This window comes from Pseudomonas sp. B16120, assembly GCF_044218845.1.
Classification (GTDB): Bacteria; Pseudomonadota; Gammaproteobacteria; order Pseudomonadales; family Pseudomonadaceae; genus Aquipseudomonas; species Aquipseudomonas paracarnis.
The window spans coordinates 2,773,911-2,790,342 of record NZ_CP162588.1; the positions used below are offsets into that span (position 1 = coordinate 2,773,911).

Below are 16,432 nucleotides of genomic sequence, written 5' to 3' on the forward strand. Positions count from 1 at the left end.
CAGCCCTCGTCAACGGGGTCATCGTACAGAGCATAGACAATCGGTTACGGCTTATCTTGGGCTGAGCACCTCCAGACCCAGGAATAGCTGTTGGTCCAGCGGCGGCTTGATCTCGGCTTTCTCCAGGTTGACCACGGCCCGGTTGTCGGCACGTGCCCGCTCGATCAGGTCCTTGCGGGTATACAGCCGTTCAGCTTTGGTTTTCAGATGCCCGAAGTCAGGGCTGGCAGGCGGCTTGTCGGCCGTCGCGTAGTGGAAGTGGGCGTACCACAGCACGGCATCCTCACCTTGTTTGCCTTCCCTGATTTTGCTTTTATCGCGTATCGCATACTCGGTCAGGTAGTCCCCCGCTTTTAACGGGACACGGCTGCGGACCAGGTTGATGTCGACAAAACCGTGTCGCCATAAATAGGCCACATGGGCTGCCCTGGGGCGCTGCAACTTGTAACCGAGGCTGCATGCCTCGCGTGCTTGCCGGGTGGCGGCGGCGGCCTCTTCCTGGTAACGGTCGATCAGCTCGGTGGCACGGGCGTCTGTGGCATGGTCGCGCTTGAGTTCTTCAGCCAGGGTTGTGAATTTTTGCGCATGTTGCGTCAGCATGACATCCCATTCATGGGGGGCCAGGCTTTCCAGTCGGCTGGGGTCGTTGAGTTTGCGTTGTTGAAAATGAATACTGCGATCAATTCCCGCGCGCTCGTCTTTGACCGTTTGTGCCTGTGCCTCTATTGCCCTCAGTGGGCGCTTAAGCGCCACCTCAGCAGGCGGTGCGGCGCGGGCTGGCTCAACGACATTCCAGAACCCCTCACTGGCGTGTTCAAGGTAGGTGGCGAGCGTCTTGCCGGTCAGCGGGTCTTTGATATCGACGAAATTGCCTGGCGCATCCGGCTGGCCGACACGCAAGTCTCCTACCAGGGTCCTCCTGTCGCGGGTGGTGATGACTCTGCGACTCGAGGCTTTGAGTCGCGTGGCGCTGTCGGGGGGCGTGACAGGGGCAAAACCCTCCTCGACCAAAATCGAATGGGCCAGTTGGGTTTCAAGGCTGCTGCGGGCTTGGGCCAGATGTTGCAGGAAGGGCTCGCGGTATTCTTCGCGAATAAACCCTGAACCCATTTCAGTCAATGAGTTGACGGCGTTTTCCAATTGCTCATAGCGCTCCAGGACACTCTTGAGTACATCGATCTGCTCTAGGGTCGAGTAGCCGCTGGTCGTCATCATTTCCGTATGCGCCGACAGGCTGGTTGCCGTGCGTGGGTCGGTCAGTTCACTGACGAAAGGATACTCCGCCAGCTCCCTTGAGCCGTGCGCACGGTTTAATACCAAGTCGATAAACACCAGCAGCGCATGTTGCTTGATGATCACTGAGTGGATGTTTTGATCGGTGGGTCTGTCTTGCAGTAAAAACTGACGTGTTGCCGGGGTAGCTTCCTTGAGCAGTGTCTCGATTTTTTCTGCGGGCTCGATCATGTGTTCGAGCGCCTGGACCTGGCGTTTCTGCAGGTTGATGTAGTCGTCGTAGGCGTCGGTGATGCCATCGGGCAATTCCTGTTTGGTGCGCGCATTCAGCTCGTCATAACTTTCGCCGCGCTCGGTCTCAAGGGTGTCTGACATTCGTTGGGAGAGAGACTCATAAAGCCCGCCCCAGAAGCTGTAAAGGGTTTTGATGGCCCTGTCCCGCGCGCGCTCGTGGGCCGGGTCAGTCCTATCCAGGCTCATCAGCTCGTTGGCCTTGGCCTGGATTTTTTTCATCAGTTCGACAACGGGTAGCCCGTGTCGGCGCTGGTTGTCCAGGGCAATATCCCACTGGATCCTGGCCTGTGCGGTTGCAATGCGGCGTTGCTCATGACGCTTGACCACTTCGGCGTGCAGTTTCGGAATGCTCTTGGAACTGGCCAGCAGCAACCAATCCTTGCGCAGGTTCTTACTCTGTTCGACCAGATTGGTACGGGCGATCGTCAGGGCTCTTTCAGAGGTAAAAGAGGCACCCATCAAGGAAAACATCGTGGCGTTGAGCGCAGTGAGCTCTGAATTCAGAGTCCGCAGGCGTTCGGCACGTTCCTTTTGCCAGGTACTCAATCGGTCACGGGGCATGCCGCCGTTGAGCCTCGCGTGGCGGTCAAGGCGCCAATGTCCTTGGCCGTCGCTTATCAGCCTGAAGCCTGGATGTTGAGGATGTTTGGGGTGCACCAGGTAGACCTCGCCGAACCCCGGTGTCACGCTGACCTGGAACAGCAGCCCGCCAAGGCTGGCGTGCCAGACGCCGTCGATGCGGTAGAGGCCCTTGAGTGCACCGCTCGCTTGCGGGGCCGGCAGTGACGAGGGCCAGGGCACCTGAATATCGAGCATCGCTCTGAGCCGTTCACTGGCTTGAGGGCTGGCCAGGGACCGGCTGAAGTCCAGCACCGTATCACCCGTCGCGGGCGGCTCACCGGGCAGCGACACCACGCCCTCGCGTATCGCTGGCAGTTGTTCCGCTTCCGGCATGCCCGGGGCACGGCGCCAGACTGCCAGTCGCAAACCACGGGCCTCTGTATCAGCTTCCAGTAACGGCGTGCCAGACGCGGATGCGCCATGCAGCAACACCATGGCGGTATTGAGCAGCAGATCGATCAATGCCGATTCACGCGTAATCGGGTCCGTGCTGTCCAACCCCGCCAGATCCTGCTCCAGGCTGGCGACCAGCACCAGGAACCAGCCCGCCAACATGGCTGGGCCGCGTACCAGCGGCAGCAACAAGGTGTTGAACAGCAACCACGCACCTTCCATCAAGACGGCCCAGCGGCTTTCGGTGTTGGAGACTGATTCACGGTCCGCCAAATCGACCAGCGCCCGCGCTGTACTGCCGAACAGATGATTAAGCAGTTGGCCGTTGACCTGCGATTGCAGCCATTCACCGGCACCCTCATCAACCGCCAGGGTCGCCGGGGCGGGTTTCTCGGCCAGGCTGTATTCATCGCCGGGCAGGAAGCGAATGATGTGCGGTTCCTTGATACCGCCGTGGGCATAGATGGGGCGGGCTTTCTCCGATAACCAGTCCAGCACGCTGTTTTGCAACTCGCCTGGCTGGGCAATGGCCTGCAACAGCGCCTGGCGGCTGGGGTATTGATGCAGGGCGTCGGCATACAACGGTCGATACAGCAAATGTGGGCCCGCACTGATATCGCGTGGCTCGATGATGAAAATATTGCTGGCTTGATCCGGCGCAGCCCCGGTCTTGCGGCACAGGGCCAGCGGGCGCAAGACGATCTCCTGGCCATCAACGATCCTGTCGGCAGGCATTTGCGCCATCAGCGCCTTGACGTACCGATAACCGGTGACGGTCATGCCGTGTTGCTGGCGGATCTTGTATTCCAGTGCCTGCATCGGCAGATGAACCTTGAGTTCACGAGTAAACAGCGACTCCCTGCGCTGGGCATCGGCGGTGTCGGATAACAACAGCTCTTTGAGAGCGTCAGGGTAGGTAGTGCCAATATCAACGCGCTGGATCAGGCCGCTGCTGCCCAACAGGTAATCTTCGTTCAACCAGCCTGGCAACGGTGTTGTCGTGCTGGAGGATAGCTTCAGCGTGCCAGAGGGCTTGCCAGCGAGGTTCTTCAGAGCCAGTTCCGTCAGCGACATGCGCACATGCTCGACAATTCCGGCTCCCCCTGGATAACCGGCGGCCACAGTGAAATCCAACAGCACGGCATCGGGGTCGACGTCGCCGTGATCAGCCTGCATCTGCTTGCGTAGCGCGGCCCGGCTGAACGTGTGGATGTTTTCAATGCCTTCGTTGAACGCGCGGCCCTGGTTTTTTTGCAGCACCTGCGCCATGTCCTGCAGATGGCGATGGTAGGCAAATCGATCAGCGTTGCTGGCTTGTGCGAGCCATGCCGGCAGTCGCTGGCTCACGGCATCGAGCCGTTCGGCGGCGGCGATCGGGACGTCGGTGAAACAGCGTGCCGGATCGGTGATCTTCTCCAGGTGCTGCTCAAGGGCTTTTTCGTCTTGACCCTGGAAAGACAGGGTCTCCAGGTCTTCCAGGTGTGTATTGAGGATCAGCCCCGCCTGTTGCTCAAACACATTGGCGACCGGCTCGTTGCGCCGCCAGGTCAGGCTGTCGAATCGGAACTGCTCCTGCATCTTCGCGCCCCAGGCCTGGCTGAACGCCGCCAGTGAGTCGAACGCGTCGATCTTGCCGGCCACGCTGTACAGCAGCAGCTGTTTTTCACGTACCAGCAGCAGATCTGGGGTGAGTACGCGCACGGTTTCGCCGGCGTCGGCGAGCGTGGTTTCTATGAAATACACATAGGTGGCAGGTGAAGAGCGGGGCAGGCGCTCACGTTGTGCCGGCCAGGCGGCGACCACCGCCAACATGTCACGCTGCGTGTCGGTCAGGGTTGAAGGACCCGCCGCCGCGGCGGTCATCCGACCGTTGAGGAACTCGCTGAGCCACTGCCAGCGACTGTTGCCATGCTCGTCAACCTGGCTCCAATAGTCGGCCAGCTCATGCTGCATGTACAGATAAAGCGAGGCTGGCAGCTCGTCGATGATCTGTGCGATGACTTGCATGTCGAGCCCCGGCAGGCCCTCGGGCTTGATCACTTCGGGTGGCGTCTGGGTGAGGAAGTAGGGACGCTCGCGCACGGAGTGCAGGTCAAGCGTCCGCGGGTTCAGCACATGGGCGATAGCCACTTCCATCAATGCAGGATAGGCGTAACCGCCGGATGGCTGAGGGCTTGCCAGTTTGACCGTCTGCCAGTCCAGCTTCAACGACGGGTAGCGTTCCAGAATACGCTCGCGCAGGGCGTTCAATAGCACTGAATACAGGGCTGGGCGGGTGGCGAAACGCGCATGTACGGCCTGGGCGGGTAATTGGCGAAAGGCCAGGGTTGACGCGGGTGTAATGGGTTCGGGCATGACGAAATCCGTTTCCTGTGTAAAACCGGTTGTTCTGAGCTGCCGGCCCAGCTGACCGGGAATCGGTCCGGCACAGGAAATCGCATTTGGTCATTGCGGGTGCGGTAGGTGATTACCGCGAGCCTATCAGTTGGGGTGCTAACGACCCTGCACCGTATATATTCACCACCGAGCAGCGTCTGGAGGGTGATGTTCTGTCATTCCCAATCACAGGAATGACCGAATGTCTGATCTACCCACCCAGCGCTTCGTTGACAAGCAACCGGCAGCGACTTCAGGTTATGTGCGGGAATGAGCCTGATGAAAATCAGGCTGACAGGCTGTGTGTATTTTGCCATTGGCGACAAGTACAGCGACCACCGCAGGACCTGGCCGTCCCCAGGCGGCAGTTATGGCAACAACTGGCCGATGAGCCGGGGCATGAGCGGTTTTTCCATCTGCTCGAACCACTGCACGATACCCAGGCGTACCGGTATGCGACGGCTGATCAAGGGCCAGCGTTTGCTGGGGCTGTCCCGACAATTGTTAAGGAGGTGCAGGCATTACAGGCAACTGTCACCGTAGCGCCACGGCCCGGTCCGGCATCGCCGCAACCGGGGCCGTCGACACGGCGGTAACGAGCCGGACAGGCCTTCAGTTGTCGTAACCCAGGTTCGGCGCCAGCCAGCGCTCTGTCACGCTCAGGTCCTGGCCTTTGCGTGCGGTGTAGCTGGTCACCTGATCCTTGTCGACTTTGCCCACCGCAAAATACTGCGCCTGTGGGTGGGCAAAGTACCAGCCACTGACCGCCGCCGCCGGGAACATCGCGTAGTGCTCGGTCAGGAATACGCCGCTGCGCCCGGCGTGCATTTCACGCGCCTCTGGGTCCAGTAGTTGAAACAGCTGGGCCTTTTCTGTGTGGTCCGGGCACGCCGGGTAGCCGGGGGCAGGGCGTATGCCGCTGTACTGCTCCTTGATCAGTGCTTCGTTGTCCAGTTGCTCGTCCTTGGCATAACCCCAGTGCTCTTTACGCACTTGCTGGTGCAGCCATTCGGCGCAGGCTTCGGCGAGACGGTCGGCGAGGGCCTTGACCATGATCGAGTTGTAGTCATCGCCGGCGTCCTGGTAAGCCTTGGCCACTTCTTCGGCACCGATGCCGGCGGTGGTGATGAAACCACCGATATAGTCGGTCACGCCGCTGTCCTTGGGCGCGACGAAGTCGGCCAGGGAAAAGTTCGGCTTGCCGTCGGTCTTGATGATTTGCTGGCGCAGGTGATGCAGTTTGGCGATGGGCTGGCCGTCGTCACCGTAGACTTCCAGATCATCGTCCTGCACCTGGTTGGTCGGCCAGAAACCGAACACCGCACGGGCGCTGATGAGTTTTTCGTCGATCAACTTCTTGAGCATTTCCTGGGCATCGGCGTACAGCGCGGTGGCGGCTTCACCCACCACTTCATCGGTGAGGATGCGCGGGAACTTGCCGGCCAGGTCCCAGGAGATGAAGAACGGCGTCCAGTCGATGTATTCGGCGAGGACGTTGAGGTCGATATTGTCCAGCACCCTGGCGCCGGTAAAGGTCGGTTTGACCGGGGTGTAGCTGCTCCAGTCGAACTGCGGCTTCTTGGCGATGGCCGCCGGGTAGCTCAGGCGCTCGGTGCGTGCACTACGGTTGGAGGTGCGCTCACGTACGTCGATGTATTCCAGACGGGTCTTTTCGACGAAGCCGGCCTTCAACTCCTTGGACAGCAACTGGGTGGCCACGCCCACGGCGCGGGAGGCGTCGGTGACGTAGATCACCGCGTCATTGCTGTACTTGGGCTCGATCTTCACCGCCGTGTGCGCCTTGGAGGTGGTGGCGCCCCCGATCATCAGCGGCAGGTGGAAATCCTGGCGCTGCATCTCGCGGGCCACATGCACCATTTCATCCAGAGACGGCGTGATCAGGCCGGATAGACCGATGATGTCGCACTTCTGCTCCTTGGCCACCTGCAGGATCTTCTCCGCCGGTACCATCACCCCCAGGTCGACGATGTCATAGCCGTTGCAACCCAGCACCACGCCGACAATGTTCTTACCGATGTCATGCACGTCGCCCTTGACCGTGGCCATCAGGATCTTGCCCTTGGCTTCGGGCTTGTCGCCTTTTTCCAGCTCGATGAACGGGATCAAGTGCGCCACCGCCTGCTTCATCACCCGGGCGGATTTCACCACCTGGGGCAGGAACATCTTACCGGCGCCAAACAGGTCGCCGACGATGTTCATGCCGGACATCAGCGGGCCTTCGATCACTTCGATCGGGCGCGCAAACGACAGGCGCGATTCTTCGGTGTCTTCGACAATGTGCGTGGTGATGCCCTTGACCAGCGCGTGTTCCAGACGTTTGTTGACCTCCCAGCCACGCCATTCCTCGGTCTCGGCTTCCTTGACGCTGCCGTCGCCCTTGTACTTGTCGGCAATCGCCAGCAGGGCGTCGGTGCCGTCCGGCGTACGGTTGAGTACCACGTCTTCGACGGCGTCACGCAGCTCGGCGGGGATCTGGTCGTAGATCTCCAACTGGCCGGCGTTGACGATACCCATGGTCAGGCCCGCACGGATCGCATGCAGCAGGAACACCGAGTGGATCGCTTCGCGCACCGGGTTGTTGCCCCGGAACGAGAACGACACGTTGGACACGCCACCGGAGGTCAGCGCATACGGCAGTTCGTCGCGGATATAGGCACAGGCGTTGATGAAATCGACGGCATAGTTGTTGTGCTCTTCGATACCGGTGGCGACCGCGAAGATGTTCGGGTCGAAGATGATGTCTTCCGGCGGGAAACCGACATCATTGACCAGGATGTCGTAAGAGCGTTTGCAGATTTCTTTCTTGCGCGCTTCGGTGTCAGCCTGACCGGCTTCGTCGAACGCCATCACCACCACCGCCGCGCCGTAGCGCTTGCACAGCTTGGCGTGGTGAATGAACTGCTCTACGCCTTCCTTCATGCTGATGGAGTTGACGATGCCCTTGCCCTGGATGCACTTGAGCCCGGCTTCGATCACTTCCCACTTGGAAGAGTCGATCATGATCGGTACGCGGGAGATGTCTGGCTCACCGGCGATCAGATTGAGGAAGGTCACCATGGCCTTCTTCGAATCCAGCATGCCCTCGTCCATGTTGATATCGATCACCTGGGCGCCGGCTTCCACCTGCTGCAGGGCGACTTCCAGGGCTTCGGTGTAGTTGTCTTCGCGGATCAGGCGGGCGAACTTGGCTGAGCCTGTGATGTTGGTACGTTCGCCGACGTTGACGAACAGCGAACGGCGATCAATGGTGAACGGCTCCAGGCCTGATAGGCGGCAGGCCTTGGGAATGTCCGGGATCGGGCGCGGCGCGTAGCCAGCCACGGCCTTGGCGATGGCTTCAATATGGCCCGGTGTGGTACCGCAGCAGCCGCCGACGATGTTGAGAAAGCCGCTCTGGGCGAACTCTTCGATGACCTTGGCCGTTTGCGATGGCAGCTCGTCGTACTCGCCGAATTCGTTGGGTAGGCCAGCATTAGGGTGCGCCGAAACGTGGGTGTTGGCCTTGTTCGACAACTCCTCCAGGTAGGGGCGCAGCTCGCTGGCGCCGAGGGCGCAGTTCAAACCGACCGAGATCGGCTTGGCGTGTGCCACGGAGTTCCAGAACGCTTCGGTGGTCTGGCCCGACAGGGTTCGGCCGGAGGCGTCGGTGATGGTGCCGGAGATCATGATCGGCAGTTCCACGCCCAGTTCCTCGAACACCCCTTGCACGGCGAAGATCGCGGCCTTGGCGTTAAGGGTGTCGAAGATGGTTTCGATCAGGATCAGGTCGGCGCCGCCTTCGATCAGGCCCTTGGTGGCTTCGGTGTAGTTTTCCACCAGCTCATCGAAGGTCACGTTGCGGTAGCCGGGGTTGTTGACGTCTGGCGACAGCGAGCAGGTACGGCTGGTCGGGCCCAGTACACCGGCTACAAAACGCGGCTTGGCCGGGTTCTCGTGGGTTTTGGCGTCGGCCACCTTGCGCGCCAGGCGTGCGCCTTCCACGTTCAGTTCATAGGCCAGTTCTTCCATGCCGTAATCGGCCATGGAGATACGCGTGGCGTTGAAGGTGTTGGTTTCAAGGATGTCGGCGCCGGCGTCCAGGTAGGCTTTTTCAATGCCGCCGATCACGTCTGGGCGGGTCAGCACCAGCAGGTCGTTGTTGCCCTTGACGTCGCTTGGCCAATCGGCGAAGCGTTTGCCACGGTAGTCTTGCTCCTCAAGCTTATAGCTCTGGATCATCGTGCCCATGCCACCATCAAGGATCAGGATGCGTTCCTTGAGGGCTTGGTGAAGGGCTTGCAGGCGAGCGCTACGATCGGGCATGGGACTACTCTGGTCAGGTATTACGGAGGGCGTGAATCATAGCAAACCTGTGCCGATTTGGAGCATGTCCGGGTTATGCATGAATATCGCTCATGTTGCTGGCGGTCATGGCCCGGTAGAATCACCGCCACTTCACAGACCGCACGCCTTGAATCGGGACCCGATACATGTCACTTCGTTTGATCGTCAGCGCCGTCCTGGCCTTGATAGCCAGTACTGCGCAGGCAGAAGGTCCCGCTTCGGCGATTTCCTATACCCGCGATATCCAACCGATCTTCACCGAGAAATGCGTGGCCTGCCACGCCTGCTACGACTCCGCCTGCCAGCTCAACCTGGGCAGTGCCGAGGGCGCCGTGCGCGGTGCAAGCAAAATGCCGGTGTATGACGGCGAGCGCGGCCAGGCCACGCCAACTACGCGGTTGTTTTATGACGCATTCGGGAAGCAGGCGTGGCAGCAAAAGGGCTTCTATTCGGTGCTGGACGCCCAGGGCAGCCAGGCTGCGCTGATGGCGCGCATGCTGGAGCTGGGGCACAACGCGCCGCTGGCGCCCAATGCCAAGCTGCCCGACAACATTGTGCTGGGGCTCAACCGCGAAAATATGTGCGCAACGCCCGGCGAGTTCAGTGCCTATGCCGGCGCTCACCCCAAGGAAGGTATGCCGCTGGCGGTCACCGGCCTGACCGATCAGCAATACCAGACTTTGCAACGCTGGCTGGCCTCCGGCGCGCCGATTGACGAGCAGGGCCTGGCGCCGAGTGCCAGGGAAGCGTTGCAAGTGCAACAGTGGGAAAACCTGTTCAACCAGCCGGGCGCCCGGGATAGCCTGGTGGCGCGCTGGCTGTTCGAGCATTTGTTCCTGGCGCATATCTATTTCGAGAACGGCGAGCCGGGGCATTACTTCCAGTGGGTGCGTTCGCGTACGCCCAGTGGCCAGCCGATTGACTTGATCGCCACACGTCGCCCCAACGACGACCCAGGCACCCAGGTGTACTACCGCCTGTGGCCAGTGCAGGGCGTGATCGTGCATAAAACTCACATCACTTACCCCTTCAGCGCGGCGAAGATGGCGCGGATCAAGGCGTTGTTCTACGCCGGCGACTGGCAGGTCACGGCCTTGCCAGGCTATGGCCCCGGCAGCCGGGCCAATCCGTTCGCGACATTCGAAGCCATCCCGGCTAAAGCGCGCTACCAATTCATGCTCGATAACGCTGAGTACTTCGTGCGTACCTTCATTCGCGGGCCGGTGTGCCGTGGGCAGATCGCCACGGACGTGATCCGCGATAACTTCTGGACGCTGTTCCAGGACCCCGACCACGATCTGTACATCACCGATGCGCGTTATCGCGGCCAGGCCACGCCGTTGCTGGCCATGCCCGGGCAGAATGACGACGTGGGCAGTGTGCTGAGCCTGTGGCTGGCCTATCGCGACAAGCGCAACCAGTATGAAGCCTTGCGCCGTGACAACTATGCAGACCTGCCGGCGCCGAGCTGGTCGACATTGTGGGCGGGCAATGACAACGCCTTGTTGAGCATTTTCCGCCATTTCGACAGCGCCTCGGTAACCAAGGGCCTGATTGGCGAGGTTCCGCAGACGATGTGGCTGTTCGACTACCCACTGCTGGAACGCACCTATTACCAGCTGGCGGTGAATTTCGATGTGTTTGGCAACGTCTCGCACCAGGCCCAGACCCGCCTGTATTTCGACCTGATCCGCAACGGCGCCGAGCAGAACTTCCTGCGCGTGATGCCCGCCGACACCCGTGAAGACTTCATGGACGATTGGTACCAGAACAGCGGCAAGCTCAAGCTGTGGCTGGACTACGAAGCGATTGACGATGACAAGGCCAGTGGTTTGCACCTGAGCGAGAAGGACCCCAAGCGTGACTTCGCCAACCAGTTGCTGACCCGCTACGGCCATTTGAACGCCAGCCCCGACCCGATCAACCGCTGCAGCGGCGCGTTCTGCTCCCGCGACGGCATTGACCCGGCCTTGCAGGATGCCGAGCAAGCCCTGAGCCGCCTGACCTCGCGGCCGGCGGCGGGGCTCAAGGTGATCGAGCAATTGCCCGAAGCCACGATGCTGCGCATCGAAACCGCCAGCGGCAAGCGCGAGGTCTACAGCCTGCTGCGCAACCGTGCCCACAGTAACGTGGCGTTCCTGCTGGGAGAGGCGTATCGCTATCAGCCGGGGCTGGACACGGTGACGATCTACCCAGGCGTGCTCAGCAGCTACCCGAACTTCATGTTCAATATCCCGGCCCGGCAAGTGCCTGAGTTTGTCGCGCAGATGGAGCAGGCCAAGGACGCCAAGAGCTTCGAGAAAATCGTCGACCGCTGGGGTGTGCGCCGCAGTCACACGCTGTTCTGGCAGTACTTCCATGACTTGTCGCGGTACATTCACGAAACCACGCCGGTGGAAGAGGGCGTATTGGACATGAACCGCTATGAGAACCTATAACTGCTCGCGTTGCGCTGGGCCATCGAGCACAGGGCAATGATAGCGGTGTGCATCGCCGTCATTGCGCTGGGCGTATTGGCCAGTTACCAGGTGTTGTATAAGGCTACGCATCGCAGGCTCAAACATTGGTTTGGCATTGATGATGCGTTACCCATCAGGCAAAAGCATTAGGACCGCCGTTTGGCGGCTCAGGGCCTCACGTACTTCCAGTAGGCTTTACCATAGTCCATCAGCAACTCGGTCCCGGCAGGGATATCCCGCCAAGCGACTATGAACACCATGTATTTGCCTACATACACGGCGCCGACATTTTCGATGCCAACGTCGGGCAGATTGGGCACCTTGACCGCATTGATCAGGCTTAGCGTGTTGCTGTTACCGTGGCCGCTGATAGTCGCGCCATGAGTGTGGGTCTGGAATAAATACGTGCCGACGGCCGCTTCACCTTTTTCCAGTATCTCGGTATTGATCGAGGCTTGATCCAAGTGCAGCTTGCCGGTATACGGCCCAAGGACATCGAAGCGTTTTATATCGGTTCTGGCTACGACCGACAGGCCACGCTCTGGGCCCTCCTGCAGTTTCTTGACCTCCAAAAGGCGATCAAGCCGGCGATGATGATTGCCTTCCTTGGCGATCCATTCACGGATACTCTTGGTTGCAGCCTCTTTGACTTCGACGTATTGCAGGCCGGTGAACTCGTCAAAAAACTGGTTGGCGTCGGTGATCTCTATTTTTTGCAACGGACCTTCAAGTTCAAGGGTCAAGCTGCGCCTGACGTCGTTGGGGTCTTGCAGAATTGGCGCATTATTGTTGATTTTATGATCAAAAGACGCCGTGATTGAAGTGGATCGGCGCCGCGTGGGTGTGGCGTCATCGTCCAGCCGCGGACGTTTTGAGCTACCTGCCGTGGGGGGCGCAGGCCGCTTCCTGGCCACGGGCTCGTCCACCGGGCTTCGTTGTCCGAACAGCCACCTTTCTCTACCGGCGCGGGTCATGCTGCCATTGTCATTGACGTAGTCACTCCAGATAACCGGGTTGAGGTTGTTCTGCTCGACAAATGCGTGCATGGACACCCTTGAGTTGGTGGCGTTGTAGTGCTTGTTCCACTCTTGCAGGTGTTCGGGTTTCAGGTCGTCGAATTGTTCACCTCTGGCGTATTTGGCGAGTACTTTGCCTGCCGCTCGATAGGTGCCATCAATGTTTACATGCTCGGCAAAGGCCACCGGGTCCAGGTTATGGTCGGCGGCGAAGCCTTCAAGGGTGAGGCTGTTGCGCTCGCGCTGGGACGCCTTGCTCCAGTGCTCCATATGCTCGTAAGTGACGCAGGTGCGGGCGGTCCCTGCACGGTCCAGCATCTTTCGCCCTCGGGGTGTCAGGGTGTTGCGGCTGTTGACGAACTGCCGAAAGGCGCTGGGGTCCAGGTTGTAAGTGCTGACGAAGTTGTCCATGGTTTTTTTCAGGGCGTCTTCACTGGCCTCGGTCCATTTCAACAGCACTGAGGGCGTTACCACGCTTGGCGCATCCGGCGCGCCGCCCGCGAGCTTGATCGGGCCTGAATACCAATGACCAGGCTCCACCGACGACAGCGTGATCGACAAATCGCGATTGCTCCTCGGATTGACCAGTACGATAGAAAAGCTGGTGTCGGCGCCCGCGGCGGCCTCCTGAATGAACCCATAGGAATTGTCGCGGACCTGGTACACCGCGATTTTGCCCTTGTCATCAACATTACAGATGAACTTCTGGTTGTAGTCCGCTCGGGAGAAGATACCGCGTGCGTCGGGCTTGAGGCCTCTGATCAACTCCGGGTCAACCGCGTACTGACGAATCAACGGGCTGCTGTTGCTGATGACCGTGATCGGCTCTCTAAAGCGCGGCCCGAAGGCTTTATTGGAGGCGGTATCGATCAAGCGATAATCCGGCGCCTCGAGGCTGCCGACGTTGCGCATCGGGACATTGGCGAAGCCGTCCACGGTAAACAGTTGATCGCCCGCCTGCAGCGGCTTCCAGCTGTCAGGGTCAACCGAGCGTATGTGCCTTGCGGCGATCGTCCCATCGCGCAGCTGGGCAATACCCCGTTTTGCCTGGCGCATCAATTTATGTCCCAGCTTGAGCAAACCAAAGCGCGCGAGCCTGAGCAGGCTGGGCAGGGCGGCCAGGGGGTTGAGTTCGTGGAGCGTGGCAATTACCAGCTTCCCGGTCAGTTTCGCGAGCTTAGGCAGCGCCAGGCGCAGCCCGGTCTTGCCTGCGTGGATGAGCAGGCGGGTGGAGCCGGCCACATACCGCCCTACCGGCAACGCGAAAGCTACGATGTCAATGAACAGGCCGGCGACGCCTGACTTGATGCGCTGGGGATCACCGGAGGCGATGTCGTCGATACCGCCCCAAAACGGGATAAAAATCTTGCCCCAGAACGCCAAGTCTTCGAGTACCTCAGCGGGAATGTCTACCTCCCGCGTGTCTTTGCGGGTTTTTTCCAGGAGGGCTTGCTCATCGCAGAAAAACAGCTCGCGGGCAATCATGCTTGCCAGGGTTTCACTGCGCGGCGCATACAGCGTGTTGGGCGCGAACGATGGGATGCGCGGCCCTGCGTCGATGCCAGGCAGTGTCTCGCCGACTTGTTCAACGATCAACTCAGCTTTTTTGCCTGGTCTGGGCGCTTTGTTCTCGCGGTAAGCCTCTCGATCAAACGGTACTTCGGTGGCCAGCCTGTACTTGTCCCAGCTCATGGCGTCGCGTAGCTCTACCACTTTGCCGTTTAGCGGTAGGCTTTGCAGGTCTTTGCGTCGACGCAGCAGGCCGGCGAAGGGGAATACCTCGATGTAGATGGCATGGAGGGGCGAGCGGGGCTTGGCGATGCGTAGGATAAAACCTGTCCGGTAACGAACGGCATCGGTCTTGGCTTTGGTTTCATATTCGATGGGCACCTTGTCCAGGGCTTCTCTTAATGAATACACGGTGATCTCGTCCTGATCCACATCCAGGGTCGCATTGCCCAGGTGCGCAAGCAGTGACTGGATTAAGGTCTTGTAGGCGTTTCTCGGCATCTCAAGGGCGTCGCGAAAGGCTTTGTCGTACTCCATGTCCGAGACAAAGCGCCAACGGCTGGGCAGTTTGAGTTTGAGGTTCTGAATTGCGTTGAACATCTCATATTCATGCTGCTCCAGGGCGGTGACGGCCTGGGTGAGCTCATCCCGTGAGTGGCCCGACGATCGGCTGGCGATCAGGCCGTTGGCCTGTGCCCATTGCACGGTGGGGCCCAACTTGGCCGCTGCGACCAGTGCCTGTTGTTTAATGTCATCGCCGCTGGCGCGAAAGTGTTCCGCCGCCAGGTTGAGCAATTGTTCGAAACTCATGTGGCGCGATGAACCCGGTGCAATCGTTTCGGCCAGCAGAAAGCCGCTTCTGAAATTGACCCAGGTACTGGTGGCAGCGTAGGGGAGGTCATCGGGAATATCGGCCACCCAGACTTCGCTGGCAACATTGGCCTTGAGGACGCACACCGCCAATTGTGCCGCGTCAGCGCTGATCGACAAGCTATGTTCATAGCGGCTGATCAAGGATTGGCGGACCGACGAATAAGACGCGCCAGGCGCGATGAATAGTTTCAATTCGTTGTCGATCAGCGAGTCGGTGCTGGGAATGATCGTCAGCCACAACGCGCGCCACAGTAATTTCACCCGTACCGGGTCTGGGCAGATTTCGTCCTTCTGGCTGCCATACCAGTCCAAGGCCTTGGCAATCCGTTCGCCCAGTGCCAGGTTATCGGGGCTATTGAGCAATTGATCGAGCAGCACGGTGGGGGTGGTGGTGAGCATGTCCTGTTGTGAGGCGGTGAATGTTTCGGGCAATACATGACGGAACAGCGATTGACGGGTTTGTGTTTCGATCTGGCGGATAATCTCCTTGATTTTCTGGTCGGCAGGCGCATCCAGCAAGTGCTGCAAATCGCTGAGGTTGCCTTCGTGTCCGAGTTTTTTCAGGGTGTGATGTTCCTGCAAGACAGCGAGAACCGCTTTCCACTGCTCGCGGGTTTTGGGCTGTGCCGGGATGATCGAGTAATACTTGAGCACCAGATCAAACCGCACCGAACCGTCGCTTTTGAGGCCGTTACCCACACGCCGGTTGATATCCAGCAACACGTCGGCGTCGATGTACCAATAGGTGGGCATATGGCGCAGGATGACCGAATGGTCGGCAATGCTGAACGTTTCGGCAGGGTCGGGTATCGGTGAGCGCGTGCTGCTGAACAAGGTGGAGAGCAGGTCGTAAAGGAAGTCCCGGCCGATAATGGAATCATCCGGTTCGGGCTTTTCCCGCAGGAAGCGCTGAAAGTCTTCATCGGCTTCCAGCTTTGCCAAGACTCGAAAGGCTTCCTTGCACTCGCGATGCAGTTCGCTGTTGTGCGGGGGGCAGTAGTACACCTCGGCGGCGGATGCCGTCAGCGAGCCTTGTGTCGTCACGAAATCAATCAGATGGTCCAAATGCACTTGCTGTTCCGGCAAGCCCTTGAAATAGAAGCTCTGCAATGCGTTATTCATTCAATCCTCACAATCCGTAGTCGAAGAGGATTCACTCTATTGAGCCGGGGTTTGCGGGGGGGGCTATATAGGTAGGCACAGGTTTTCGCAGAAATGGCCAGGTGTCACGATGCGTCAGGCCAACAGGAACAGGTCTTTCCCGACAAAAATACTCGGACTTTGTACCTGCGTAATAATTTGGCGTAAACTGCG

The 16,432-nt window shown here is 59.6% G+C and carries 4 protein-coding genes; 1 reads left to right on the forward strand and 3 read right to left on the reverse strand.

Annotated elements, in window-relative coordinates; genetic code table 11:
• Positions 1 to 51: 51 nt before the first annotated feature.
• Both AB4P90_RS13075 and metH read right to left on the reverse strand, forming a co-directional pair.
• Positions 52 to 4,896: a dermonecrotic toxin domain-containing protein gene (locus AB4P90_RS13075; protein WP_395605956.1), complete on the reverse strand. Its 4,845-nt coding sequence runs from the start codon at positions 4,894 to 4,896 to the stop codon at positions 52 to 54.
• 633 nt (positions 4,897 to 5,529) lie between these two features.
• Positions 5,530 to 9,240: a methionine synthase gene (gene metH / locus AB4P90_RS13080; protein WP_014718271.1), complete on the reverse strand. Its 3,711-nt coding sequence runs from the start codon at positions 9,238 to 9,240 to the stop codon at positions 5,530 to 5,532.
• 167 nt (positions 9,241 to 9,407) lie between these two features.
• On the opposite strand from metH, the gene AB4P90_RS13085 reads away from it, so the two are divergent.
• A complete protein-coding gene (locus AB4P90_RS13085; protein ID WP_395605957.1) occupies positions 9,408 to 11,699 on the forward strand; it encodes a fatty acid cis/trans isomerase in 2,292 nt (763 codons plus the stop codon).
• A gap of 188 nt (positions 11,700 to 11,887) precedes the next feature.
• Here AB4P90_RS13085 and AB4P90_RS13090 read toward each other — a convergent pair whose 3' ends face one another.
• On the reverse strand, positions 11,888 to 16,240 hold the full coding sequence (locus AB4P90_RS13090) for an SET domain-containing protein (protein ID WP_060767532.1): 4,353 nt from the start codon (positions 16,238 to 16,240) through the stop codon (positions 11,888 to 11,890).
• Positions 16,241 to 16,432 lie beyond the last annotated feature (192 nt).